This is a genomic window from Nocardia sp. NPDC050717 (assembly GCF_040654275.1).
Taxonomy (GTDB): domain Bacteria; phylum Actinomycetota; class Actinomycetes; order Mycobacteriales; family Mycobacteriaceae; genus Nocardia.
Genome location: NZ_JBFAHR010000026.1, coordinates 1 through 25,731, shown reverse-complemented (window position 1 = coordinate 25,731; position 25,731 = coordinate 1). Strand labels below are relative to the sequence as shown.

Genomic DNA, 25,731 nt, shown 5'->3' with positions numbered 1-25,731 from the left:
GTTTCCCACGAGGGATGACCTGCCGTTTTCGCGTTCCGACCGGGAGACGATAGACTCACACCGCCTGACGGCACGCCGCCTTAGCTCAGTCGGTAGAGCGCTTCACTCGTAATGAAAAGGTCGGGGGTTCGATTCCCCCAGGCGGCTCCGAGATCGAAGGCCCTTTCCGGGATTCCGGGAAGGGTCTTCGACGTTTCCCGGCTTCGGTTCAATGCTCGCAGTCGTTGTGTGCGGGAGGGCTGTAGCTGGTCGAACCGCAGGCCAGACATGTGTGGACGCGATGGTGGCCGCCGATCCGGCGACAGGGCACCACGGTCACGAGTGCCCGGCCGGCACCCAACCTGTGCCCGCTCGGACAGAATCGGGGAGACGGTTCGGTCCACAGCCCAGTGCGCACGTAGGGACGCAGCGAATCGCACATACGTTCGATTATTGCGCGCGCCGACGGGCTTCGCGCGCCGGGGTCCCTGCGCGTTGCTCAGGCGGCGCGCATGGCTCGGTAGACGGCGGCGCCGATGAATTCGCCGAGGGTGTCGGGGGTCCAGGGGGTTTCGGTGGCCAGGAGGGTGCGGACGGCGCCTTCGCCGGCGGAGACCCAGAGTTCGGCCAGGGCGGGGAGTTTGTGGTCGGCGTTCTCGGTGCCCCAGGCGTGCAGGGTGGGGCGGAGCAGGGCGGTGCAGCGGGTGACGGCGAGTTGGCGGCCGCGGCCGAAGGAGCCGGCGACGGCGGGGTCGGGGTTGCCGTAGACGAGGCGCCAGGCGTCGGGGCGGCTCGCGGCCTTGTGTAGGAGGGCGCGGAATCCTTCGACGAAGACGGTCTCGTCGGCGTTCGTGGTGCGCGGCGGCAGGACCTCGATCACGCCGGAGATGAGGTAGTTCTCCTCGCGCTCGAGGAGGGCCTCGATGAGCTGGACGCGGTCGGGGAAGCAGGCGTAGACGACGGGCCGGGTGACGCCCATCCGGTCGGCGACGGCGCCCATGGTCACCCCGGCGACGCCGCTCTCGACGGCGATGGCCAGCGCGGCATCGAGCACCTGGGGGCGGCGACGTTCCGGGCCCAGGTGTGCGGCTCTTCGTCGCCGCGCCACGGCTGTCTCGCTACCCACGCTCACCACCTTAGCAATGCGACTTTTTTCCTTCATTCGTGTTGGAAGATTTACTACAGTGATGTAGGAAGTGGTCTTCCGATGAGGAGTCGATGATGTCCCAGGCCCTGTTCCACCCGAAGAACAGCGATTTCGCGCAGTTCGACCCGGCCACGCGTGCGCTGCTGCGCACCGTCGTGGAGTGGTTCGAGGCCCGCGGCAAGCAGCGGCTGATCCGCGACGATCACGAGCGGGTGTGGCCCGCGGAGTTCGTCGACTTCGTGCAGCGGGAGAAGGTGTTCGCGACCTTCCTCACCCCGGCCGAGTTCGCCGACGGCGACCCGGACAAGCGCTGGGACACCGCGCGCAACGCCGCGCTCAGCCAGATCTTCGGCTTCTACGGGATGACGTACTGGTACATCTGGCAGGTCACCATCCTCGGCCTCGGGCCGATCTGGCAGAGCGGCAACGTCGCCGCCAAGCGCAAGGCGGCCGCGCAGCTGGACGCCGGGGAGATCTTCGCCTTCGGCCTGTCCGAGCAGCAGCACGGCGCCGACGTGTACTCCACCGACATGATCGTCGACCCGCAGGCCGACGGCACCTTCACCGCCACCGGCGCGAAGTACTACATCGGCAACGGCAACCTGGCCAGGATGGTGTCGGTCTTCGGCCGCCGCTCGGACAAGCCGATCATCGACAGCGCCGCGGCGATGCGGCAGAAGCCGACCGATGCCGACTACGAGGGCTACCTGTTCTTCGTCGCCGACAGTCAGCACGAGGCCTACCAGTTGCGCAAGAACGTGGTGGCCTCGCAGATCTACGTCGCCGCGTTCGAGCTGGACAATTATCCGGTCGCCGAGGAGGACATCCTGCACACCGGCGAGGACGCCTTCCACGCCGCGATGAACACCGTGAACATCGGCAAGTTCAATCTCGGCTTCGGCGCGATCGGCGCCTGTGAGCACGCCTTCTACGAGGCCGTCGACCATGCCGACAACCGCATCCTGTTCGGCCACCGGGTGACCGAGTTCCCGCAGGTCCGCGCGCTGATCACCGACACCTACGCCCGGCTGATCGGCATGAAGCTCTACAGCGAGCGGGCCGTCGACTACATGCGTTCGGCCAACGAGGACGACCGGCGCTATCTGCTGTTCAACGCGATCGAGAAGATGTCGGTGACCAGGCAGGGGCAGCGCGTCATCGAGGACCTCGCCGATGTGATCGCGGCGCGCGGCTTCGAGAACGACATGTACTTCCCGATCGCGATGACCGCCATGTTCGGCCTGCCCCGGCTGGAGGGCACCGTGCACGTCAATATGGCGTTGTCGCTGAAGTTCATGGCCAATTACATGTTCCATCCCGTTGACGCCGGGCTGGCGGTGCTGCGTTCGCTGCCCGGCGCCGCGATCGCTCCGGCGGCGACGACGCGGGCCGTCGCGAGCGCGCTGTCGTGGTCGAGCCGCAAGCTCGCCCCGCGCGCGGGCGCGGTGCTCAAGCCGCTGCGCGACGAATTCGCAGGCGCCGCTTACGCTCCGGTGCCGACCAGGCGCGACGGCGCCGACGACGAATTCCTGTTCCGGCAGGGGCCCAGCTCTGGGCTCGGCAAGGTGCGCTTCGCGGACTGGCTGCCGGTGTTCGAGGAATTCGCCGAGGTGCCCAATGTCGCGGTGTTCCTCGAGCAGGTGCGAGCCTTTCAGGCGCTGCTCGCCGCCGCGGGCCCGACCGCACGGCAGCAGCGCGATGTCGACTTCCTGTTCGTGATCGGGGAGCTGTTCACGGCGGTGCCCTACGCGCAGCTGGTGCTCGAGCAGGCGCGCATCGAAGGCGCCGACCGCGCGGTGCTCGACCAGTTGTTCGACGGCTTCGTCCGTGAGTTCTCCCGGCACGCTGTCGCGCTGCACGGGAAGCCGGCTGCCACACCCGCGCAACAGAAGCGCGCCATGGACCTCGTGCGCCGCCCGGTCGCTGACGAGCGGCGCTTCGAGCGGGTGTACGCCGAGGCGCGATCGCTGGCGGGGGTCTACGAGATGAACCCGTAGGAGAATCGTCGACCGATGAGTTCGCCATGGCCGCGCAGTCTCTACTGAAAGAGGGTTCAGCCGAACGAGGAGGCTTCGTGCGCACACTGGCGATCACGCAGAACATCACCCTCGACGGTGCGGTGGAGATGCTCGGTGACTGGTTCGATCCGACGGCGAGCAATGCCGAGCAGCTCGCCGAACTGCACCGGCAGACCGCCGCGTCCGACGCGCTGGTGCTCGGCAGGCGGACCTTCGAGGATTTTCGCGGGTACTGGCCCGAGCAGGTCGACGACCGGACCGGGATCACCGAGTCGCTGAACCGGCAGCACAAGTACGTCGTGTCGGCCACGATGACCGAGCCGGGATGGCAGAACTCGACGGTGCTCGCCGGTGATCCGGTGGAGCGGGTCGCCGAGCTCAAGGCGGCGCCGGGTGCGGACATCGTGGTGACCGGAAGCATCCGGCTCTGCCATGCGCTGATCGAGGCGGGGTTGGTCGACGAGTACCGCTTGTTCGCCTATCCGACCGTGCAAGGCGCGGGCAAGCGGTTGTTCCCGGACGGGTACGAGGTGCCGCGGCTGCGACTGGTCGAGTCCAGGGCGCTCGACGGGTGGGTGGTCTATTCGCGCTACGCCGTCGAAGGCTAGTTCGCCGGGGGGCGACCGCCGTTCGGCAGCGGCCGGATGGTTCCGCGCTCGCGGGCGGATCGAGGGGTTCGCCCGCGAGTACGCGTGGGCCGACGCACGCGGTGGCGGAGCTTCTCAGGGGGTATCGGTCAGGCGGACGTCGTGGGCGACGGCCGTGGCGTGCAGGCCGTCGGCCTCCGGTTCGATGCCGGTGAGGCGGGCGCCGAAGGGGAGCTGGCGCAGGGGGACGACGAAGGTCAGTGTGCTGCGGAGCAAGGACAGCGGGATCGTGGGGCCGCCGATCGCGGGTTGGGCCGAGACGGGCGTGACCTCGATGCCGCCGTCGACTGGGGTGACGGTGACGAAGACCGTGGCGGGAACGGAGAGACCGGCGACGGGAAAGGTTCCGTTGACGCGCAGCCCTTCCGGACTGTCGGAGATCGATTCGACGCTGGACGGGGCGAAGGTGCGCACGACGTCGTACGGGACGACGGCGGTGGCCGTCGCCGTCGCGGCGACCAGGTTCGAACCACGGCGGTTCAGCACGTCGGACAGCGACGCGGTGACATCGGTGAGCGCGACGTCCAGGTCGCGAACGGAGATGTCCTGGCCGCTCCAGTCGCCGACCCGGATGTCGATGTCCTGGTAGATGCCGTCGACGGCCTGGGTCAGGAACGGGTAGCCGCCGATCGTGACATCGGGGCGCTGGGGCAGCTCGTACTCGGCGGCGACCTGGCGGCCGATCTCGTTCTGCGCCATCACGACCGCGACTCGATCGCCGACGACCAGCGCGATCATGAGCACGACGAGCAAAATCAGCACTGCGCGCATGCGCTCACCCCTTCGGCCATCACACCATCATGCTGTGGATCGGCGACCGGTGTCGGGAACCGGCGTGCGTGAACATGCAGAAAAATCTTTGCATAGAAGTCTATGCAAAGAGTAGTGTGCATGTATGGCCGAGGAAGTAGCACCCAGGGAGATCACCGATCCCGTCACACTCAGGGCACTGGCACATCCGTTGCGGCAGCGCATCCTTCGCGCGCTCGCGGAGAAAGGGCCCGCCACGGCCACCGCCTTGGGCGCGCTGCTCGGCGAGAACACCGGGGCCACCAGTTATCACCTGCGTCAACTCGCCGAGCACGGATTCATCGAGGAGGCTCCGGAACTGGCGAAGGGCAAGGAGCGCTGGTGGCGTTCGCCGCCGAAGGATCTGCGGTATCGGCTCGACAAGACGCAGTCGCCGGAGATGCGCGAACTGCTGGAAGGGCTTGTCGCGCAGTACATCACCGAGGACGTCGAGACGTTCCAGCGCTTCCTGGCTGAGCGGGAGGAACTGGGCGAGTGGGGCGATGTGATGCCCTTCTCGCGCGGCGCGATCTACGCGACCCCCGAGGAACTCGAGGCCTTCTGCGAGGACTACCTCGCTCTGCTCAAACGCTTCCAGGCCACGCACGCCGAAGGGCGGCCAGGCACGCGCCGGGTGCTGACCCGCTTCCTCGCCTTCCCGGCGCCAGGGATGACCGACAACGAATAGAGATCGACCGTGCTTCTGCGAACAGCCCTGCTCACCGGCATGATCGCCGCCGTCGTAGCCGGTGCGCCGGTCGCGCGGGCGGACGGGCCGACCACCATCGATATCACGTTCGGCCGGTCCGACGGGACCACCACCACCGGCACGATCCACGCGCCGGCCGACGCCACCGGCCGCCCCGGCGTCGTGCTCGTGCACGGCTCGGGGACCTCGCCCAGTCCGCAATACGCCCAGGTCGCCGCGGCATTGGCGCGTCAGGGCATCGTCGCGTTGACCTACGCCAAGCGCACCGAGGGCTACACCCCGGCCCACCGCGACTACTCCCTGCTCGCCGAGGACGCGCTCGCCGGCGTCGCGGCGCTGCGGGCGCGGCCCGAAGTCGATCCGGCGAAGGTGGGGCTCTGGGGCTTGTCCGAAGGTGGCTGGGTCGCGCCGATGGCCACGGCACGCTCGGCCGATGTCGCGTTCCTGATCACCATCGGCGCCAACTCGGGCGCGCCCGCCGCACAGCAGAACTGGGCCAACGAGACCAGATTCGCGGCGGGCGGCGTGCGCGGTTCGATGATGGACAGGCTGGGGCGCAACGCGATTCGCGTGTCGGCCGGGGCGGGCCTGTTCGCCCAGGCCGACTACGACCCGACGCCGGTCCTGGAGAGCATCCGCCAGCCGGTGCTCGGAATCTGGGGCGAGCTGGATCGGCTGACCCCGCCCGGTGACAGTCTGCGCGGCTTCCAGGAAGCGTTCGACCGCGTCGGCAAGACGAACTACACACTGCGCACGCTGCCCAACGCGCAGCACGGCGGTTTCACGACGACCGACGGGTTCGACAAGGGCAAGGACCTGGCTCCCGGCTACGCCGAGCTCATGGGCGATTGGGTGAACGCGCTACCGGCCTCGGCCGACAGGTCCGCGGACAGACCTGCGGCGCAAGCGCATTCGGTATCACCGTTGAACCCACTGGCGTGGTGGGAATCGCCGGCGGCGCTGCTCGCGGTCCTGGTGACGACGGTGCTCGCCCTCGCGGGGTACGCGCTGACCGGTCTCGTGCGCGCGTGGCGTCTGCCGAACCCCGGCCCGGCCCGGATTCTGGTCGTGACGGCCGGTATCGGTGTGCTCGGCACGATCGCGCAACTGTTGTGGGTCGCCTCGACGCGGGCGACCTCGTTCGGCCCGCTGCTGTTCGGGCGCACGCTGCCGTGGGTGGCTCTGCAGGTGATCGCGGTGTGCGCGGTGGTCGCGCTGGGGTTCGTCGTCGCCAGGGGTGGCGGCGGGTCGGCCGGGGCGCGGACGCGGTGGGTGCTGCTCATGTGTGGCGGCGTCGGTTTCACACTGTGGGCGCTGTACTGGGGGCTGCTGCTGCCCTGAGAAAGGAAAGACCCCGACCCTGGGAGGGTCGGGGTCTCGCGTTACCCCTGAGCCGATCGCCGTTGACCGGACCCAGGAGAACCGACTCGGGTCAGTTGGCGGCGACGTTGCGGCGGGTGGCCCGAGAGTAGGTGGCCGAACGCAGGATCTGGCGCAGGATCGCGTCGAAGGCGTCGGTGTCCTCGATGTTGCCGAGATGGCCGTGCGGCAGCACGTGCACATCGGCCAGATGGCCCGTGCGGCGCAGGATGTCGACGATCGGCCGGGACATGCGCTGCGGGAGCAGCCGGTCCTTGGCGCCCGCGATCACGGTCGTCGGCACGGTCAGGTTGGCGGTGCCCTCCGACAGGTCCATGTCGGCCATGGCGGCGGCGTGGCGGCCGCGGGCGAGCGGACGGCACGAGCGGATGATGCCGATCGCGAAGGCGATCTCCTCGGCGCTGGCCTCCGGGGTGAGGATCCGGTACCGGAACAGCTGCTCGGTGAACCAGCCGCCGGGGATCGGCAGCGGCGCGAACAGCAGCGACTCGCTCACCTGTTGCGGCATCCGTACCGGCGCGCCGAGCAGGGTGACCGGGTAGTCGGCGAGCATGAGCTGCTTGTTCAGCACCGGCAGCATGTCGGTTTCCCAGCGGATGTCGCCGTTGGCGGTGTTGGCCAGCAGCACCGCCGCGGCACGTTCACCGACCTGCTCGGGGTGGTGCTTGGCCCAGGCCTGGATGGTCAGGCCGCCCATGCTGTGCCCGGCCAGCACGGCCTTCTCGCCCGGACGCAGCGTCGCGTCGAGGACGGCGGCGAGGTCGTCGGCCAGGGTGTGCTCGCTGGGAGCGGCGGTGCCGAGCGTCGATTCGCCGTGGCCGCGCTGGTCGTAGGCGACCACGCGGTACTCGCCGGCGAAGGCGTTGAGCTGCGGGTTCCAGTATTCGATGCTGCAGGCCCAGCCGTGGATGAGAACCAGGGTCGGTGCGGTGTCGGGCCCGTAGACGTGGACCCGGAGATCGGCGCCGTCCGCGGTGGTCACCGGGACGACCTGTGGCGCGGTGGCGGGGGCGTTGAGCTTCGCGGTGGCGAAACCACGGGTACGCAGTCCGGTGCGGAACCGGGCACTCACGCCGCCGAGCGTCATCATCGACTTCGCTAGCATGTCGGCACTCCTTTGTGTCGTAGGCCACCGTACAGTGCGTGCTGGGGTGCTAGCTAGTGTTAGCGGGTCACAGTGTCCCATTTGTTGTGAACGGGGTCACGCGACGCGCTGACACTGTGAAATCGCCCGAAATCCCCGGAAAATTACAGCGTCTCGCCGCCCGACGCGCGCTGGACGACCTCGTCCCGGCCCCAGTACCGTGGGAGCGTGGACAGCACGCCGGTCATGGCAGAGAACACGAGCACGGAGACGCTGCCGCCGCTCTGGCGACGGCTGGCTCCGCCGCTGGTCACGGCCGGGCTCGGCATCGGCACGCTGGCGTTGCTGCATGTCCGCGATCCACACGTCGAGGGGTCCTACGGGCTGTGCCCGGTCTACGCGCTGTTCGGGGTGTACTGCCCCGGCTGCGGCGGCATGCGGGCGATGCACAATCTCACCGACGGGCGCGTGCTCGACTCGCTGCACAGCAACATCCTGGCGTTGCCGCTGGTCATCGCGTTCGCGGTGTTCGTCGTCGACTGGGCGCTGCGCGCGCGCCGGGGCGAACGGTGGCGCCTGCCCGGGTTGAGCGCGGTGACGGTGTGGTCGTTCGTCGGAGTGCTCACCGCCTATACCGTGTTGCGCAACACGCCGTGGGGAACCTGGCTCACCCCCGTCTGATACTGGTGCCCGCGCCGTCGGGCGGGCAGTCTGGACGTATGCGCGATTCACTGAAGGATCGAGTCCGGCAGAAGCTGTTGCGCCAGCTGGCCGAGGACGGCCCCGACCCAGAGCGCGACGACACCAGGAGCATCTCGGTCGCCGACGACCTCGAGGCCTTGGAGATGGTGCCCTCCGACGATCCCCTCGTCGAGGAACTGGCTCAGCGCTACCTGGTGTTCTGATGCGCCGACCCGCCCAGCGGCGGGAGCGTCGGCAGCGGCTTGGTGCCCAGCCAGAGCGCGAACAGTGGACGCAGCGGGGCCACGCTGTAATGGCCTGCCAGATCGACGAATTCCTCCGTCGTCACCGAGCCGTGGCGATAGCGCGCGGTCCACTCCCGGACGAGTTCGAAGAACAGATGGTCGCGCAGCTCCAGGCGTAGCGCGTGCAGGGTGAGCGCGCCGCGCTTGTAGACGCGGTCGTCGAACATGTCCTTCGGACCGGGGTCGCCGATGACGATGTCCTGCGGCTGCCGCGCCAGATTGGTCCGGGCGGCCCTGGCCAGCTGGTCGGCGGTCGGGCCGCCCGCCGCTTCGGACCAGATCCACTCCGCGTAACAGGCGAAGCCCTCGTGCAGCCAGATGTCGCGCCACTGCTTCAACGTCAGGCTGTTGCCGAACCACTGGTGGGCCAGCTCGTGCGCGACCAGACGCTCCGAACCGCGCTTGCCGTCACAGTGATTGGCGCCGAACACCGAGATGCCCTGCGCCTCGATCGGGATGTCGAGCTCGTCGTCGGTGACGACCACCGTGTAGCCATCGAACGGGTACGGCCCGAACTTCTCGGTGAACAGCGCCATCATCTGCGGCTGCCTGGCGAAGTCGTGCTCGAAGTTCGCGCGTAGCCGCGGCGGGACGACGGCCTGCATCGGCACCGGCTCGCCGGGCGCGCCGATCCGGTACTTGCGGTAGTTGCCGATCTGGATCGTCGCCAGGTAGCTGGCCATCGGCTCGGGCTGCTCGTACACCCAGGTCGTCTGGCTGGCCTTGGCCTGCTTGCGCATCAGGGTGCCGTTGGCGACGGCGTAGAAGGGGCTGTCGGTGGTGATCGAGATCCGGTAGGACGCTTTGGAACTCGGGTGGTCGTCACACGGGAACCAGGACGCCGCGCCGTTGGGCTGGCTCGCCACCAGCGCGCCCTCGGTGAGCTCCTCCCAGCCGACCTCGCCCCACGGCCCGCGCACCGGTTTCGGCGTGCCCGCGTACTGAACGGTGATCTCCAGGACCCCGCCCGCGGGAATCTTCTGCTGCGGGGTGACCGAGAGCTTGTTGTGCTGGTGCGCGAACTTGGCGGCCTTGGCCCCGTTTACGAACACTTTCGACACGGTCAGCGACTGGGACAGGTCGAGGGTGAACCAGGACCGCACCGCGGTGGTCACCGCGATGACCACCGCGCGCCCGGCCAGGCGATTGCTGGCGGGCTTGTAGCTCAGCTCCAGTTCGTACCTGGAGACGCGGTAGCCGCGGTTTCCGTTCTGGGGTAGGTAGTCGTCGATCGGGGCCTCGTAGAACTTGCTCCGCATCAGGCGGCTCCGCGCTGCCTCGACTCCGGCGTCGCGGCGGTGTCGGTCCACGGCGAGATGGGGTTGCCCCACCAGCGGGTCGACGGGGGCACCACGTCACCGCGCATCACCAGCGACGCGGGGCCGATGGTGGCGCCGGCGCCGATGTGGGCGGCGGGCAGCGCGACACAGTGCGGGCCGAGGGTGGCGCCCGCGTCGAGGGTCACCGTGTCCATGGACATGATGCGGTCGTGGAACAGATGGGTCTGCACCACACAACCGCGCTCCACGGTCGCGCCGTCACCGAGTGTCACGAGGTCCGCCTCCGGTAGCCAATAGGACTCGCACCATACCCCGCGACCGATCTTGGCACCGAGTCCACGCAGCCACAGGTTCATCACGGGAGTACCCGTGGCTGCCCTGGCGAACCAGGGCGCGGCGACGGTCTCGACGAACGCGTCGGAGACCTCGTTGCGCCACACGAACGAGCTCCACAGCGGATGCTCGACGGCGCGAATCCGGCCGACCAGCAACCACTTCGCGGCCACCGCGATCGCGCCTGCCACCGCGCCCGCCGCCATCAGCACCAGGCCGGACAGCAGCGCCGCGACGAGGTAGTCGGAGTGCTGCGCGATCAGGGCGAGGGTGAACAGCACGCCGAGGCCGATGGCGAAGGTGACCATCACCGGAATCAGCCGGCAGGTCTCGACGAACGCGCGGGCCAGCTTCAACCGCAGCGGCGGATCGAACGTGCGCGAGGTGTCGCTGGATTCGGTCGCGCGGCGCAGCCGCACCGGCGGGCTGCCCAGCCACGACGAGCCCGCCTTGGCCTTGGTCGGCGCCGCCGACAGCACCGCGACCAAGCCGTTCTTGGGCACCCGGCGCCCCGGCGCGGTCATGCCGGAGTTGCCGAGGAAGGCGCGCTTGCCGACCTTGGCCTCCCCGATCCGCAGCCAGCCGCCGCCGAGTTCGTAGCTGGCGATCATGGTGTCGTCGGCCAGGAACGCGCCGTCGGAGACGACGGTGAACTTGGGCAGCAACAGCACCGTCGACGCCTCGACGTTCTTGCCGATCTTCGCGCCGAGCAGGCGCAGCCAGATGGGGGTGAGCAGGCTCGCGTAGAGCGGGAACAGGAATGTGCGGGCCGAGTCGAGCAGGCGCTCGGTGGCCCAGACCTGCCAGCCGGTGCGGCTGCGGACCGGGTGATATCCCTCGCGCAGGCCGATGCCGAGCATGCGCACCGCGAGCACGGTCGCGACCGCGTACACCGCGAGGCTGAGCAGCGTGGCGACCGGCAGGATGGCGAAACCGCGCAGCGCGGCGGCGCCGATGGTCGTCTCCTCGCGCACCCACCAGGCGATGAACGTGCCGCCGACGGCCAAGCCGAGCACGGGCATGGCCGCCAGCGCCATCGAGGACAGGCCGAACACGATCAGCCAGTGCCTGGCGCGATCGGGGGTGTGGTCGGGCCAGCGGTGGGTGGCCTTGCCGGTCTTGGTGGCGGGGGAGCCTGCCCATTCCTGTTCGGCCTTCACCTTGCCCGAGACCGCGGAACCGGGTGCGATCTCGGCCTTCTTACCGATCTTGGTGCCGGGCAACAGGATCGAGCGGGCGCCGATCACCGCGCCGTCACCGATGGTGATGCCACCGATGTGCACGACGTCGCCGTCGACCCAGTAGCCGGACAGGTCCACCTCGGGTTCCACGCTCGCGCCGTCACCGAGTTCGAGCATGCCGGTGACCGGCGGCAGGGTGTGCAGGTCGACGCCCTTGCCGATCTTCGCGCCGAGCGCGCGGGCGAAGGGCACCATCAGCGGTGCGCCGGAGAGGCTTTCGGCGCCGCTGGCCTCCGACAGGCGCACGGCGGCCCACAGCCGCAGGTGCACCGAGGAGCCGCGCGGGTAGGTGCCGGGGCGCAGCCCCGCGAGCAGCACGCGGGAACCCGCCACGCACAGCGTCATCCGGCCCAGCGGCGAGATGAACAGCACGAAGGCCAGCGCGATCCACCACCAGGACAGCCGGGGCAGCCACGGCAGCGAGCCGGACCAGCCTGCGACGGCCGACACCACGGCCAGCCAGGTGACCCACTGCAGGCCGGTGAGGGTGGTGAGCGGGATGGTGGCCAGCACCTGGGTGAGCTGCGCGCGCAGCGGCGTCGGTGCCACCACCCGCTCGTCGACGGCGGCCACCGGCGCGCTGCCGTCGAGCAACTGGACCAGCGAGCCGAGGCGCGGATGCTCGTAGAGATCGGCGACGGTGACGTGCGGGTACCGCTCGCGCAGCGCACCGACCAGCTGCGCGGCCGCCAGCGAGCCGCCGCCCAGATCGAAGAAGTCGGCGTCGAGGTCGGTGGGTTCGGCGCCGAGGATGGCGTCCCACAGGCCGGCGACCCAGGCCGCGGTGCCGCCGAGCCCGGATTCGGCGGGCTCCTCGGTGCTGGGCAGCGGCCAGGGCAGGGCATTGCGGTCGACCTTGCCCGAGGTGCGGGTCGGCAGGTCGGCGACGATCGCGAGGCGCGGCACCAGCGGGGCCGGAAGTTGTTCGGCCAGAATCTCTCTGGCCTTCTTGACGTCGTAGTCGGGTCCGGGTCCGGTGAGGTAGCCGACCAGGATCTTGTTGCCCGCCTTGGTCGTCCGGATCGCGGCGGCCGCGCCGCTGACGCCGGGCAGGTGTTGCAGGGCGTTGTCGAGCTCGCCGAGCTCGATGCGGCGGCCGCCGATCTTGATCTGGTCGTCGGCGCGGCCGAGGAAGATCAGGCCGTCGGGGTCGTTGCGTACCAGGTCGCCGCTGCGATAGGCGCGTTCCCAGCCGAGCGAGGGCAGCGGGGCGTACTTCTCGGCGTCCTTGGCCGGGTCCAGGTAGCGGGCGAGGCCGACGCCGCCGATCACGAGTTCCCCGGTCTCACCCACCGGCACCGGCTGACCCTGCGGGTCGACGACGGTGAGGTCCCAGCCGTCCAGCGGCAGGCCGATGCGGATCGGCATGGTGCCGTCGAGCAGCGCGGCGCAGGCGACGACCGTGGCCTCGGTGGGGCCGTAGGTGTTCCACACCTCGCGGTCGGCACCGCCGGCGAGGCGTTCGGCCAGCTCCGGCGGGACCGCCTCGCCGCCGAAGATCAGCAGCCGCACCGAGTCGAGTGCCTCGGCGGGCCAGGTCGCGGCCAGTGTCGGCACGGTGGAGACGATGCTGATCTCGCGGCGCATCAGCCAGGGGCCGAGGTCGGCGCCGGTGCGGACGAGGTCGCGCGGGGCGGGGACCAGGCAGGCGCCGTGGCGCCAGGCCAGCCACATCTCCTCGCACGAGGCGTCGAAGGCGACCGAAAGCCCGGCCAGCACGCGGTCGCCGGGGCCGATCGGGGCCTGTCGAAGGAACAGGTTGGCCTCGGCGTCGACGAAGGCGGCGGCATTGCGGTGGGTCACCGCGACACCCTTCGGGGTGCCGGTCGACCCGGAGGTGAAGATGATCCAGGCGTCGTCGGCCGGGCTCGGCAGGGTGTTCCAGTCCGAGGTGGGCGGGCGGCCCGCCGTGGTCGTGGCCGATTCGATGCCGTCGGCGGTGGCCATCGCGCTCACCCTGGCCTCGCCGAAGACCAGCTTGGCGCGCTCCTCGGGGTCGTCGGCGTCGACGGGCACGTACGCGGCGCCGCAGTACAGCACGGCCAGGATGGTGACATACAGCGCGGCCGAGCCGGAGGGCATCCGCACGCCGACCCGGTCGCCCGGGTGCACGCCCGCGGCGGTGAGCTCGACCATCCTGGCCTCGATCGCCGCGATCAGTTCCAGGTAGGTGAGCACCACGGCGCCGTCGTCGATGGCCGGTGCGTCGGGGTGGGCCAGCGCGGTGCTGGTGAGGATGTCGACCAGGGTGCGCGGCGGCGCGGCCAGGTCGGCGCGTAACAGCGGATCACGCAACCTGGCCGGTTCCTCAGTGCGTGGCTCGAGCATCGTGCTCAGTCCACCTCTCATCGGTTGACCCCCATCGGTGTCGTCAGTCATTTCACGGTCGGGTTACCGGAGGGCAAACAGGATGGTCACCAGATGCCAACGGTACTCGGGAGGTGAGCGCTCGGACGGCAGCGCGAGGCGTGCCGTCGGCGCCGGTCACGAGGGTGATTCCGGGATCTCGCCCAGCGCGGTGAGGGCGAGCTGGTGCAGCTGCCGCTGTTCGGCGGGGTCGAGCCGCTCGAGCACCCGCGCGGTGGCGTCGGCGATCAGGCGGTCGGTGCGCTTGCACTGCTTGCGCCCGGCGTCGGTGATCCGCAGCCGGTACTTGCGCCGGTCCTTGCCGTCGCGGGCGCGTTCGACCAGGCCGCCGCGCTCCAGCGCGTCGATCAACCGGACCACTTCACTGCGGTCGATACCGAGCGCGTCGCCGACCTTCTTCTGGGTCAGGTCCGCGTTCTCCGCGATGAAGGTGAGCACCCAGTGATCGCGCAAGGGGACGTCGATCTCGGCGTGCAGCGCCTTGGTGAGCCGTCCGAGCGCGTACACCGGGTAGCGCGGCAGGCCGCGGACGGCGTTCGGGTTCGAGGACATGACAGCCACTCTAACAGATAGTGGGGTAACTCAATCATTTGGCTTCGCGATCATTGAGCAGTTCTACCGTGGAGCCGAGCAGTCACCGGGCAACGCGATTGCAATCGGCGCCGGCTACAGCTGCTCGTCGACGGCGAGCGCTCCGGTCATCAATCGATCCGCGAGCTCGGCACGCAACGCCTCTTCGGCGGACAGCGCCGTGCGCAACGCGACGATGCGTTCCTCCTGCGCGGTGAGAAACGCGGCGATCCGCCGTTGTTCCTCGATCGGCGGCAGGCCGATCAGGAAGGTGCCGAGCTTGCGCACCCCGATCGAGGGCACCACGTTTACCGACGCGGTCGCCCGGATCTGCGCGATACCCGCGCCGCGGAGCAAGAATTCGAGGAGATAGCGAGGGTCGACCTCCACCGGCTCCTCCGACCCCAGGCTCCGCTGTTCGGCGACGGTGCGGACGCGGAGGCGGACGAGATTCGAGTCGATCAAACCGGTGAAGTCCCCTTCGACCAGCGCGGCCTTGTGTATCTGTCCGGCGCGGACCAACACGATGTCGCCACCCGAGGTCACCCACTCTTTGAACTCCGAGGTCGCCATGGGCGTTGCCACATCCAGCCCATCGGTGCTGATCCGGCGCTGGTCGATATTGCGCGGGCGCAGGATCGGCAGGCCGCCCTGTCCGGATTCGGCGAGGTGGGATTGGCGTAGTGCCGACGGACCCATCGTCAGCCGGCAGATCTCCGCCAAGAGTTTGGTCTGCCAGTCGGTCGAAGTGCCAGGGCGGCAGCGCGACGGTGTGGTGCGCAGGTGTGCCAGTACGTCGTTGCGCGCGGTGGCGGCGTCGGCCGCGGCCTTGTCCAGCACCGACCACTGCGCGTCCGCGCTCCCGCCCTTCAGCTCGAGATAGGTGTGCGGGGTGAGCATGAAGCCTTGCGCGGCAACCTCACTCGCCCGCACCGCGACCGCTCGGCCAAGCACCGTGTCGTCGGGTGCGATGCGGTGTGTGAGATCTCGGACCACGCCGGGAGCCTGCGCGCCGAGTTCGCGAACGGCCAGGTCGATCTCGGTCACTGCGACCAGGCGTGGCCGGTCCTGGCCGCGCTGCTTGCGTTTGAGCCCGGTGGCGTCGACGAAGACGATCGTCGGGTCCGCCGAACGTTCGGGACCGAGCACCCACACCGTGGTGTCCGCGGGTGAGAATTTCAGCAGGTCGCCCGACAGTCGGATCACCGCGCGCAGGGCGCCCGAGGTGACCAGTCCGTGCCGAGGGTCCTCCTCGGTGCCGCGCCCCCGTACGGTGGCGGCCACCGGCATCAGCACCACCGCATGGCCGGTGCTCAGGCGGAGCGCAGTCTGCACCCAGGCGAGGTTGGCGTTGTCCTCCTGCGGGGTCCCGTACTGCCAGCCGTCCCGATCATCTCGGCCGAGATGCTGATTGAACGGCGGATTGGTGACGACGGCGTCGAACTTCTGGGCCGTGCGCCGACGCCACGGTTGCGCACCGGCGCCGACCTCGATCGTCGCCGTCCGTCCACGCACCAGCATGTGCATGCGGGTGCGCCGGGCGGTCTGCTGATCCGCCACCGATACTGTCAGTTTCGGACCGTCCTGGCCTGCCGGCGCGGGCACGGCCATGGCGAGTTCGCCCTGGCGGGCGTAGGGGTCGGCGACCGTGTGTGGCGCGCCGTCGGCGGGGATCGCGGCGAGCCCCATCAAAGTCGCGATCTCCGGTGGTGTCCGGTAGTCCAGCGCGCTCGCCGTCCGCTGGTCCTCCCTCCTCGACAGGATCGACTCGAATCCCAGCACTCCCAGGTTGGCGCAACGACGAACCAGCCGCCCGTGTGATTCCTCACTCGTCGCGGACAACCTCGTGATCGGCTCCACCGCCGCGGCGTCGATGCCGAATTTGCGCAGTGCTGCGCCGACCCCGGCGACGATCCCCGTGACCCCGCCCCGGCCTGCTTCCATGAGCTGCCATGACGCGCGGTCGCAGATCCAGACGAAGGTCAACAGCAGTGCCGCGTCGAGCTTGTCGGTGTCGATGCTGCTGCGGGGGTGGAACTCGTCCTTCAATGTCTGCACCAGCGCACCGACGGTCCGCGCGGTCCGGTCGGCAAGCTTCGTGGGATCCGACAGCCGGGGCAGGTCCCGCGGCTCGGTGGTGAGTGCTTCGGTGGCCAGGGAGTTCCTGAGGCGGTCGCCGTACGTGATATCCGGCGCGTCTGTGGGCTGTTGCAGTCCGGCCGGGACGGGGCGGGCGTCTAGCCATGGCAGTACCTCCCGCACCGAGTACGTCACCGAGCCACGTTCGCTGCGGCCCTGCGGAAAGCCCAGGTCACGTCGGACCCAGTTGCTGATGGTGCCGAGCTTGACGTCGATCATTCCGGCGAGTTCGGTCTGCGAGACCCTGCGCTCGTCGTTGTCCGGGTCGGTCATCGGAGTCCCCCGACCAGCGGTGCCAGCATCGAGTACGCGTCCGCGAGCTTGCCGGGGGCGAGCACCACCACAACGGCGACCAGGAGGGCGATGAACCTGCCTGGCGTGCGGATCGCCATCAGGATGAAGGTCTTGCGCCATGTCAACGTGCCGTCGATGATCGCGGCTTCGATCGGGTCGGTGCCGGTCCCCAGAGTCCTCGGGCGATCAGGCAGGTTGTTGTTAGCGGAAGGCATTGTCCCCTCAATCTTTTGGCAGTTCGCCGGTAGGAACAACAGTGCCACTTCCCGCCGGAAGTCTCTAATTGTCACTTTTCAGCCTGACCTGTGCCGGAGCGTCGGTTTTCATGGATCGTGTCAATGAATCACCAGTACCTGCACAGATTCAGACGTTGCCGGAGGTACGTGCAACGTCTGCTGACAGGTGCGTAGTACCAGTACGCAATTTGCCTGAGCGCGCTCTTCGACCTAGCGCTGACGCCCTGGGTACACGACTGAACGCGCACCTCGGACCCCAGGGGACTGGGACAGTGGGCTTCGAGCGCGCTCAGGGATAGCCGACGACGTTGCGGGCGCCGGGTTTACGGGCCGCGAGGTAGGTGGCCGTTCGGTGCGCGACCTGGCGTGCGACGGGTGATTCGGGGTCGAGTTCGGTCAGCTCGAACGACACCTTGCCCTCGTGATCGTGGTGGATGATCAGCGAGTCGTCGATGATCCGGTAGATCGCGCGGATCTCCCCGTGTGCCCAGGCGACGAGGTAGCGCAGGTGCACGGCCCTGGCGAGGGACAGCCGCCAGTACATGCGTGCCGAATCGCGCAGCCGCGCGGGACTGATGCCGGGGTACCAGCCGTAGCCCGCCCGTTCCCGGCCGGGCTTCGGACTGTCGGCCGGGACGACATCGTCCGGCTGCGGTGCCCGGTCGGCGGACGGCGATCCGGGGCCGTCCTCGGCGGGGTCCGCGGGCACCCAGTCGCCCAGGTCGACCCACAGGATCTCGCCGTCGCGCACCTGCTGACCGCCCCGGGTCACCCGGCCGGGCGGCGGGCGGCGGGGTGGTTTGGCGCGTTTGCCCAGGACCGCGACGACGGTGGGGAGCTCGTGGCCGGGCGCTGAATCCCCGAGTGGCCGGCCGGTGGCGGGCGGATCAGTCGCCGGGGCGCCGGTGGCCTGAGTGAGCCGAACCGGGCGGTAGTCCGGCGTGTCCTCCTGGACGAAACCGAGGAGACGATCGAATGCCGACGAACCGGCGATCCCGATCGGTGCGGCGCCACCGCGCGGGGTGCACCCGTCCAGGCACATCAGGGTGCGGCCCTCGGCGAAGACGGATTCCGGGGCCACCGAGCGCAGCCCCTCCTCGTCGAAGAGGCGGCGCAAGACGTGCGCGGCCACGATCACGATGGCGGTGTCCGAGGGGCTGACGTGCTCCACGCATCGGGTGACGTGCCCGACGTGCGCCGACGCCGACTCCGCGTAGAACAGGTAGTAGGCGGTCGCGCCGAAGTGCGTCGCCGCGTCGAGCAGGTCCGCCCGCTGTGCCGCGGGGAGGGCGCCTGCCTTGATCGGTGCGCCGTGCCTGGCCCGCTTGGCCTGGATGAGCATCCGCACTTCGCGCGCACCGGTGGGTTCCTGCACGCTGTAGACGAAGTCGGCGCCCACGCCGCGCCTGTCGCGCCGCTTGTTGCCGCCCTCCTCCGGCCGGGTGAGCAGCCGCAGCCCACCGGCGCCCGCTGCCGGTGTGGCAGGCCGCCACGCCGCGCACCGTTGCGGCGGAACGCAATCCGGGCAGGCCGCGTCGATGCGGTAGTCCACGCCGGTCAGATGCCCGAGCAGGAGTTCGGTGAACGTCTCCTCCTGCCAGGGGAATGTGCGCGCACCCAGGTGCTGCAGGCGGTACACGCTCTGGCAGCTCAGCCGGCGCGCGGCGATCGGGTCGACGAAGATCTCGGCCGGAAACTCAGACATCGAGCGGAATGTCCACGGTCGGGCGCAGTGCTTCCAGCTGTGTGACGTAGGCGCTGAGCACCCGCTCGTACAGGTCGTCGACCTTCGCGTGGCGCACCGTGATCACCATCGAGTACCGGATCGGCTGCGCCGCGCTCGTGGGGTGACCAGCTTGCCGCGCGTTGTGATGGATGTCGAACACGGGATTGCGCAGGCTGTTGACCCGCTTGCTGCGTTCGGCGTGCAGCACGGTGTCCCATTTGTGGGCGGTGCGCCGCAGCGCGGATTCGGGGTCGAGGTCGGTGGCGCGGAAGAACGGCGCCGAATCGGGGTGGATCCTGGTGGGCTCGGCGAACTTCTCGTCGTGTGGCCGGAAGGTGACGTCGAGTCCGCTGCGGGTGTAGCTGCCCGGATCGGCCGGATCGACCGCGGTCGCGTAGACCAGGGTGGCGCGAATGCGCACCATCCCCGCGGGCAGGGCCGCAGGCAGCGGGATCTGCGCGCGCAGGTACTTCGCCGGAGTGAGTTCGCCCTGGTAGAGCACCCGTGCCTCACCGTCGCCGCACAGCACGAGGTCGGCCAGGGTGGCGGCGAGGCGGCCGTGGCCGGAGTCGGAATCCGGTGAGCTGCTGCGTCGTTCGGCGGTGTGGACGAGCAGCGCCTTCAGGTCGAGCGCTCCCAGCTTCGGGCCGAACAGGGTTCGCGCGCCCAGCGCGGCGCGCATGGCCATCGGCGCCGCGAAGCTGGTGCCGGAATCCGGCCGCGCGAAACCGTCCGGGCCGACCACCTGGAACGGCTCGTGATCGCTGCCGCCGAAGGCGAGCAGATCGGGCTTCACCGTGCCCGGCGAGCGGCCGGGCCCGATCGCCGAATAGGGCGCGCGCGTCCACTGCGTGCCGGTGCGATCCGAGGAGCCGACCGCGAGCGCGTTGACGCTGTCGGCCGGAACCTGCACGCGCGCGTTGCCACTGGGCCGATCCGCTTCGCCGTTGTTGCCGACGGCGATGGTGGCCAGGGTGGTGCCGTCGCTGAGGTAGTCGTCCCAGAACGCGGTCCAGGCGTGCACCTCGTCGTCCTCGATCGGCAGCTCGGGGCCGATGCTCACGTTCACGAACTCGTATTTGCGCTGGCGGAGCACGCTGTCGATGCGGTCGATCGCCGCGTACAGCTCGCACTGGTCGTCGTCGGTGTCGGAGTCGAGCACCTGATAGTGGTCGACGTAGCCGTACGGAATCGGCACCGGCGCTGCGGGATCCACACTGCCGAACAGCAGCGCCGAGGTGACGCGGTGGCCGTGCTCGAGGAACGCGCGCTGTGGCGCGGCGCTGTCAGCGAAGGTGTGCGCGTCGACCCAGCGGTGCAGCGGCGTGCGCGACGGCAGCCCGCCGTCGAACACCGCGACGGTGATCTCCCGATCGGTTGGCTCTGCCGTCGGCAGCTCCGGGCGGAAGGTGGAAAGCGTTGCGGTGGCGTGGGAATCGCGTCCCAGCTGGGTGCGCATGCGCGGCATCCGGCGGATCACCCTGGTGAAGGAGTAGCCCGCCAGCTCGGTGACGGCGGCGACGGTGCCGGTGACCGGGACGAAGGCGAGGCCGCCGTTGTCGAGCCTGCGATCGATGGCCACCTCGAGGTCGAGATCGCGGGAGAAGTCGAGCAGTCCCTGCAACGCGATGTCGCGGTCGGAGTGCAGCACCAGCTCGGCCACGGTCTCCGCCTCGGGCCGCGCCGACGTGAGCCGCAGCCGGTCGGCGGGTGCGTTGAGCCGGAATTCGGCCAGGCTGACGATGCCGAGTTCAGTTCCGCGCAGCGGAGTTTCGGCGTGGATCCGGGCGTCGAGCAGGCGCAGGTTGGCGCGCGTCGTCGCGAGGAAGAGCAGCGTGCTCGCGCGTGATCCGGTCTCGGCGGGCACGGTCACCGGCCTGCTGCCCAGCGGTTCGAAATCCATCGCCGCGAGCAGCCTGGTGGGATAGCCGCTCTTCGACGCGTACTGGGGATGCAGCGTGACCGCGGTGACCGTCTCGTCGTCGGGGCAGGCGACCTTCGGCAGCGTCACCGCGCTGTCCACCGCCGCCCGCACCATCGGCGCCAGCCGGGCCCGCGCCTGCGCGACGGTGTACGGCGGTGGCGGAGCGCCGCCACCTCGGCCGGCCACGATCGGCGCGGTCAGCCGCTCGCCGAAGCCGATCAGAAACCGCGGTCCGGCCACCCCGAAATCCCCCCAGCGAGCGTGCTATTGCCGTTGATGCGTGAAACCACGGAGGGTATCGCGCGACACCCCCGTCAGTGCGCTGATCTGGCGCTGAGACAAGCCTGACACGCCGACGAGCTTCTGTGCCAGCTGTAACCGATCCGTTCGCGGAAGTTCAGCTACCAGATGCGCGGAATGCTCGGCAATCAGTCCGGGCAGCGGCTGGTCCTCCAAGACGCACCGGCGCCGCAGGCGCAGCATCGTGCGCTCGATGTCGTTGAACGACAAGCCCTTCGACGCGATCGCGGCCGCGTCCACCGCGGCGTCGGGCAGCGGCTGCCCGGCGAAACGACGGATCGCCTCACCGCGCTGCTCGGACTCGGGCAGGTCGAAGGTGACCGTCACGTCGAAGCGCCGCCAGACCGCGCGGTCCAGCAGTTCGGCGTGATTGGTCGCGCCGATCACCAGGCCCGCGTCGGCAGGCCAGTCGTCGATCTGCTGAAGCAGCACGGTGACAAGGCGTTTCAGCTCGCCGACATCGCGATCGTCGTCGCGGCGCTTGGCGATCGCGTCGAGCTCGTCGAGCAGCAGCACGCACGGGCGGTGCTTGGCATAGTCGATGGCGTGGCGCAGGTTGGTGCCGGTCTTGCCGAGCAGGCTGCTCATGATCGTGGCCAGGTCGAGCACGACCAGCGGCAACGACAGCTGGTGCGCGAGCCAGGCGGCGGCCATGGTCTTGCCGACGCCGGGCGGGCCGACGAACAGCAGGCTGCGGGCCGGGGTGAGATCGGCGGCGGCGAGCCGGTCGGCCTGCGCCCGCTCCTCGATCACCTGGGTGAGCACGCGATAGGTGCTCGGCGGCAGGATCGGCACCTCGACGGTGCCACCGGGCGGGAGCACGCGGAGCAACGGCAGGCGGCTGTCGCCGTCGACGGGGATCGGGGTGTCGAGGTCGGCGCGCAGCGGGTTGGCCCGGGTCGGGTTCTGCCGGAGCAGGCCGATCAGGGCCTCGGCGAGGGCGGGCAGGTCGGTGCGGTGCCGTCGCGCCGCCCGGCGGACGAACATCGTGACGTCCTGTTCGCGGCCGGCGAGCGCCAACCGGGCCAGGTGGACGAATTCGTCCGAGAGATCGGCGTTCACGTCCGCCGGTGTGGAGCTCAGGGCGTGTGACATGGTGTTCTTCCGATCGATGACATGGACTGATTTCGCTTCACTCGATCGTACGGCGTCCATCGCGGGCAAAGTTCACCCCTCGTGTACCGGTTTGACATCAGAACCCACCCGCAGCGCCACGTTGATCTGCCGAGTCGTCGGCGTAGCTGTCGCCTTCGTCGGATGCTAGTTGGGCGCGGTCCCGGCGTCGGCGATTCGTGGCGCTCCGGGCGCGCCGATCGGTGGTTGACAGCCGGCGTGATCGTCTGTCACTCTCGTTCACAGGTCACGAGTACCAGCGTCAAGCCCCGGCTAGCTGGTCGGCAACCCTCCTCCGCGGTGGGGTGCTCCGGGTGACGACCAGGCCGCCGTCCGCAGTGGGCGCGGCAAGCGCGGACTCGCCTTCTTCGATGAACCGGGTCCCTGAGCCGACGGGATTTCGTGATGACCGCAGTAATCGACCCCACCTGTGCCCTGGCCGCCGTCTCCGGCGCCGACCTGCGCGTACCGCTCGTGCAAGGTGGCGACAGCACCTACGCCAACTTCGACTACGCGGCGAGCGCGCCCGCGTTGCGGCAGGTCACCGACCGGATCTCGCAGCTGCTGCCGTACTACGCCAGCGTGCACCGCGGCGCGGGCTACGCCTCGCGGATCTCCACCGAGTGCTACGAGGCCTCGCGCGGCTCGGTGGCGCGGTTCCTCGACGCCTGCGACGACCAGGTCGTCGTGTTCACCCGCAACACCACCGATTCGCTGAACCTGCTGGCCGGATGCGTGCCGGGGGAGACCGTGGTGCTCGACATCGAACACCACGCGAACTTCCTGCCGTGGACCGCGCACGGGCGCCGGGTCGTGCGGGCCGCCGACACCGTCGAGGAGACCATTCGCGCCGTCATCGGCGAATTGTGCAGCAGGCCCGCTGCTCTGCTCGCGGTGACGGGTGCCTCGAATGTCACCGGTGAGGTGCTGCCGCTGGAGCGGCTGGCCACCATCGCGCACCAGTGCGGTGCGCGGATCCTCGTCGACGCGGCGCAGTTGGCTCCGCACCGCCGGATCTCCCTGCGCGAGAGCGGGATCGACTACCTCGCCTTCTCCGGGCACAAGCTGTACGCGCCGTTCGGCAGCGGGGTGCTGGTCGGGCGCCGGGACTGGCTCGACGCCGGGGCGCCGTACCTGGCAGGCGGCGGAGCGGTGCGCGAGGTCGGCGTGGATCGGGTCGACTGGGCCGCGGCGCCGCAGCGGCACGAGGCCGGGTCGCCGAACGTGCTCGGCGCGGCCGCCATCGCCGCCGCCTGTGACGCGCTCGCCGCGATCGATCCCGACGAACTCGTCGCGCACGAACGTTTCCTGGCCGACCGGCTGCGCGAGGGACTGTCCGCGCTGCCCGGCGTCGAGCTGGTCCGCATCTGGTCCGACAGCCCCGACACCGTCGGCATCGTCTGTTTCACCGTCGCCGATTACGCCCCCGGTCAGGTCGCCGCCTACCTCTCCGCCGAACACGCCATCGGCGTCCGCGACGGCCGATTCTGCGCCCACCCCCTCCTGTCCCACCTCGGCCTCGACGCGGCCCTGCGCGCCAGCATCGGCCTCGGCACCACCGTCGCCGACGTCGACCGTCTCGTCGACGCCGTCACCCGCCTCGTCACCACCGGCCCCACCTGGACCTACACCGCCACCGGCGCCCACTGGAACCCCACCCCCGAAACCCGCCCCCTCACCCCCGACGCCCTCGGCGCCGCCCCCTGCCTGATCGGCTGAATTGTCCGGTCGCGGCCCGGCCATCGTTGCGACCGGGCCGCGATCGAACTATCAAGATCGAAAAGGTTTGACCCATAGATGGATTGGGTAACGGCCCGTCGATCGGTCGCGATGAACGCCCCAAGGAACGTACGACCACCAAGGGGATTCAGTGACTCGACCGATGCAACCGCCCGATCCGTGGGCCCGTCCGCCCAGGCCGCAGGACAAGAAGCGTCGCTGGCCGATGATCGCGGGGGTCGGTGTCGCCGGAGTGCTCGGCCTCGGGGTGCTCGGCAGCATCGCCGAGGAGAAGCCGTCTTCGGTGGCTGCCACGACGTCGACGACTCGGCCTGCTGAAACATCGACCACCACAAGAACTTCGACCACCACCTCGCCGACACCGACGACAACCGAGGTCAGCGCCGCGACCATCGCGCCGAGCACGACCGTCGAGATTCCGGTGATACCCGTGCCGCCGACAACCACCACTGCCTACGTGCCGCCGCCGGTGATCATCCCGACGCCGACGACCACGGTGCCCGCGCCGCCGCCGGCTCCCCGCGTCGCAGCGGTCCCGGAGCCGGAACCGCAGGCGCCCAGCGCGTACTACCGGAACTGCGCGGCCGCGCGCGCCGCCGGCGCTGCCCCACTCCACCGCGGCGAGCCCGGCTACCGATCCGACCTGGATCGCGACAACGACGGCGTGGCCTGCGAGTAGGCGAGGCCGTCGGGATTGATCAGCTCGCCTCGGGGCGCCCCCCGCCCGCAGCGGGCGTCGCGCGCTGAATAGATGAGGTCTGCACCACCGTGATGACATCACCAGCGCGCACCTGCTGCGCGACCTCGTCCGAGAAGACGAACGAGAACTCACCACGCGGCGATCGATGGATATGCATCCCGTTCAGCGTGCCATGCGCCAGTACTTCGCCCGAGCGACGGAGTTCCACGCGGTCCCCGATCTCGAACGTGCCTGCCGCGGACCCGACCACAAAAGTGTTGCGCTCGAAGCCGACCGGATACACGCCGGTGACGCGGAATTCGCGCATTCGCGGCAGATCCGTTCAGGTGTCGAGGGCGGTGGGGCGGTGGTAGGTGCCGTTGTAGTAGAGGAGGGGGGCGGCGGCGGGGGAGTCCTGGGTTTCGTCGTGGACTCGGGTGACAAGGCCGACGGCGAGGGTGTGGTCGCCGATGTCGATGAGCTGGTGGATGGTGGTGCGCAGCCAGATGGGGGTGCCGTGCAGGACGGGCTCGCCCGTGTCGAGGGTGGTCCACAGGGCGCGGTCGGTGAAGCGGTCGGCGGCGGAGCGGGAGAAGCGGTGGGCCAGGTGGTGCTGGTGCTCGCCGAGGAAATGGATGACGACCGAGTCGGCGGCGCGCAGGGCGTCGATGCTCGACGAGGTGTGCGCGATGTTGAACGACACCAGCGGCGGGGCCAGCGACAGCGACGCGAACGAGGTGGCGGTGAAGCCGACCGGCCCGCTCGCCCCGCCGATCGTGACGACGGTGACACCGGCCGGATAGTGGCGCATCGACGCCCGATATTGCTCGGCCGTGATGCCGCTCAGATCGTCGGGCACCACCAGGTCTGCCGGAGTACGTCGCACTTCACCCACCGCCCCAACCTACTGTGTTTGTCGGAGCGCTGGCGCGCTCGAGGTCGCGGCCCCTCCTGTCCCGCCGATCAGGCAACGCCGACCATGCCGGTCTCCAGGTTCTCCGCGAAGTCGAGTGTCTCGCCCAGGTTTTCGCCGAAGACGTACCCGGCCAG

At 69.6% G+C, this 25,731-nt stretch carries 21 protein-coding genes, 1 tRNA gene and 1 riboswitch; of the genes, 9 read left to right on the top strand and 13 right to left on the bottom strand.

Annotation, left to right across the window (positions count from 1 at the left end; genetic code table 11):
• Nucleotides 1–74 precede the first annotated feature (74 nt).
• Nucleotides 75–147: transfer RNA gene (locus tag AB0H56_RS30780), tRNA-Thr, on the top strand.
• A gap of 331 nt (nucleotides 148–478) precedes the next feature.
• Here AB0H56_RS30780 and AB0H56_RS30775 read toward each other — a convergent pair.
• Entirely contained in the window at nucleotides 479–1,105 is a 627-nt protein-coding gene (locus AB0H56_RS30775; RefSeq protein WP_357169952.1) for a TetR/AcrR family transcriptional regulator, read from the bottom strand.
• 95 nt (nucleotides 1,106–1,200) lie between these two features.
• Here AB0H56_RS30775 and AB0H56_RS30770 point away from each other — a divergent pair, with 95 nt between their 5' ends.
• A complete protein-coding gene (locus AB0H56_RS30770; RefSeq protein WP_357169949.1) occupies nucleotides 1,201–3,123 on the top strand; it encodes an acyl-CoA dehydrogenase family protein in 1,923 nt (640 codons plus the stop codon).
• Nucleotides 3,124–3,200: 77 nt separating this feature from the next.
• Nucleotides 3,201–3,752: a dihydrofolate reductase family protein gene (locus AB0H56_RS30765; protein WP_357169946.1), complete on the top strand. Its 552-nt coding sequence runs from the start codon at nucleotides 3,201–3,203 to the stop codon at nucleotides 3,750–3,752.
• A 114-nt stretch (nucleotides 3,753–3,866) separates the two neighbouring features.
• On the opposite strand, the gene AB0H56_RS30760 is transcribed toward AB0H56_RS30765, so the two are convergent.
• Complete coding sequence (locus AB0H56_RS30760; protein WP_357169943.1) at nucleotides 3,867–4,562, bottom strand: DUF2993 domain-containing protein; 696 nt, start codon at nucleotides 4,560–4,562, stop codon at nucleotides 3,867–3,869.
• Between the two features lie 124 nt (nucleotides 4,563–4,686).
• Between AB0H56_RS30760 and AB0H56_RS30755 the strand changes: the two genes are divergently transcribed.
• Nucleotides 4,687–5,268, top strand: a complete 582-nt coding sequence (locus AB0H56_RS30755) for a helix-turn-helix domain-containing protein (protein WP_110041427.1) — start codon at nucleotides 4,687–4,689, stop codon at nucleotides 5,266–5,268.
• Between the two features lie 9 nt (nucleotides 5,269–5,277).
• The gene (locus tag AB0H56_RS30750; protein WP_357169939.1) at nucleotides 5,278–6,630 is read left to right on the top strand and encodes a prolyl oligopeptidase family serine peptidase; all 1,353 of its coding nucleotides are present in this window, start codon (nucleotides 5,278–5,280) and stop codon (nucleotides 6,628–6,630) included.
• Between the two features lie 91 nt (nucleotides 6,631–6,721).
• Here the strand turns inward: AB0H56_RS30750 and AB0H56_RS30745 are convergent, their stop codons facing one another.
• On the bottom strand, nucleotides 6,722–7,774 hold the full coding sequence (locus tag AB0H56_RS30745) for an alpha/beta fold hydrolase (protein ID WP_357169936.1): 1,053 nt from the start codon (nucleotides 7,772–7,774) through the stop codon (nucleotides 6,722–6,724).
• Between the two features lie 207 nt (nucleotides 7,775–7,981).
• Here AB0H56_RS30745 and AB0H56_RS30740 point away from each other — a divergent pair, with 207 nt between their 5' ends.
• Nucleotides 7,982–8,434 (top strand): DUF2752 domain-containing protein, encoded by a 453-nt coding sequence (locus tag AB0H56_RS30740; RefSeq protein WP_357169933.1) that lies wholly within the window; start codon nucleotides 7,982–7,984, stop codon nucleotides 8,432–8,434.
• A gap of 38 nt (nucleotides 8,435–8,472) precedes the next feature.
• Nucleotides 8,473–8,658, top strand: coding sequence for a hypothetical protein (locus AB0H56_RS30735; protein ID WP_110041425.1), 186 nt, complete (start codon nucleotides 8,473–8,475; stop codon nucleotides 8,656–8,658).
• On the opposite strand, the gene AB0H56_RS30730 is transcribed toward AB0H56_RS30735, so the two are convergent.
• The 8 genes from AB0H56_RS30730 to AB0H56_RS30695 all read right to left on the bottom strand — a co-directional run bounded on the left by AB0H56_RS30730 (nucleotide 8,643) and on the right by AB0H56_RS30695 (nucleotide 22,244).
• On the bottom strand, nucleotides 8,643–9,998 hold the full coding sequence (locus AB0H56_RS30730; protein WP_357169930.1) for a M1 family metallopeptidase: 1,356 nt from the start codon (nucleotides 9,996–9,998) through the stop codon (nucleotides 8,643–8,645). The two genes, AB0H56_RS30735 and AB0H56_RS30730, sit on opposite strands and share 16 nt — an antisense overlap.
• On the bottom strand, nucleotides 9,998–13,921 hold the full coding sequence (locus AB0H56_RS30725) for a Pls/PosA family non-ribosomal peptide synthetase (RefSeq protein ID WP_357169927.1): 3,924 nt from the start codon (nucleotides 13,919–13,921) through the stop codon (nucleotides 9,998–10,000). Before AB0H56_RS30725 ends, AB0H56_RS30730 begins: the two co-directional genes overlap by 1 nt.
• 156 nt (nucleotides 13,922–14,077) lie before the next feature.
• Nucleotides 14,078–14,512: a MarR family transcriptional regulator gene (locus AB0H56_RS30720; RefSeq protein ID WP_357169924.1), complete on the bottom strand. Its 435-nt coding sequence runs from the start codon at nucleotides 14,510–14,512 to the stop codon at nucleotides 14,078–14,080.
• A 114-nt stretch (nucleotides 14,513–14,626) separates the two neighbouring features.
• The gene (locus tag AB0H56_RS30715; RefSeq protein WP_357169921.1) at nucleotides 14,627–16,942 is read right to left on the bottom strand and encodes an N-6 DNA methylase; all 2,316 of its coding nucleotides are present in this window, start codon (nucleotides 16,940–16,942) and stop codon (nucleotides 14,627–14,629) included.
• Nucleotides 16,939–17,178, bottom strand: a complete 240-nt coding sequence (locus AB0H56_RS30710) for a hypothetical protein (protein WP_357169918.1) — start codon at nucleotides 17,176–17,178, stop codon at nucleotides 16,939–16,941. The genes AB0H56_RS30715 and AB0H56_RS30710 overlap by 4 nt, the downstream gene beginning before the upstream one ends.
• Before the next feature lie 310 nt (nucleotides 17,179–17,488).
• A complete protein-coding gene (locus tag AB0H56_RS30705; protein WP_357169915.1) occupies nucleotides 17,489–18,904 on the bottom strand; it encodes a hypothetical protein in 1,416 nt (471 codons plus the stop codon).
• Nucleotides 18,897–21,089: a S8 family peptidase gene (locus tag AB0H56_RS30700; RefSeq protein WP_357169912.1), complete on the bottom strand. Its 2,193-nt coding sequence runs from the start codon at nucleotides 21,087–21,089 to the stop codon at nucleotides 18,897–18,899. The genes AB0H56_RS30705 and AB0H56_RS30700 overlap by 8 nt, the downstream gene beginning before the upstream one ends.
• 24 nt (nucleotides 21,090–21,113) lie before the next feature.
• A complete protein-coding gene (locus AB0H56_RS30695) occupies nucleotides 21,114–22,244 on the bottom strand; it encodes an ATP-binding protein (protein WP_357169909.1) in 1,131 nt (376 codons plus the stop codon).
• A 263-nt stretch (nucleotides 22,245–22,507) separates the two neighbouring features.
• A riboswitch (SAM riboswitch) is annotated at nucleotides 22,508–22,622 on the top strand.
• Between the two features lie 45 nt (nucleotides 22,623–22,667).
• On the opposite strand from AB0H56_RS30695, the gene AB0H56_RS30690 reads away from it, so the two are divergent.
• Nucleotides 22,668–23,981, top strand: coding sequence for an aminotransferase class V-fold PLP-dependent enzyme (locus AB0H56_RS30690; protein WP_357169906.1), 1,314 nt, complete (start codon nucleotides 22,668–22,670; stop codon nucleotides 23,979–23,981).
• Between the two features lie 163 nt (nucleotides 23,982–24,144).
• Entirely contained in the window at nucleotides 24,145–24,681 is a 537-nt protein-coding gene (locus AB0H56_RS30685; protein WP_357169903.1) for an excalibur calcium-binding domain-containing protein, read from the top strand.
• Nucleotides 24,682–24,700: 19 nt separating this feature from the next.
• Here the strand turns inward: AB0H56_RS30685 and AB0H56_RS30680 are convergent, their stop codons facing one another.
• Together AB0H56_RS30680 and AB0H56_RS30675 are read right to left on the bottom strand one after the other, a co-directional pair.
• Nucleotides 24,701–25,009, bottom strand: coding sequence for a hypothetical protein (locus tag AB0H56_RS30680; protein ID WP_357169900.1), 309 nt, complete (start codon nucleotides 25,007–25,009; stop codon nucleotides 24,701–24,703).
• A 15-nt stretch (nucleotides 25,010–25,024) separates the two neighbouring features.
• Nucleotides 25,025–25,492, bottom strand: a complete 468-nt coding sequence (locus AB0H56_RS30675) for a flavin reductase family protein (RefSeq protein ID WP_357169994.1) — start codon at nucleotides 25,490–25,492, stop codon at nucleotides 25,025–25,027.
• Nucleotides 25,493–25,731 lie beyond the last annotated feature (239 nt).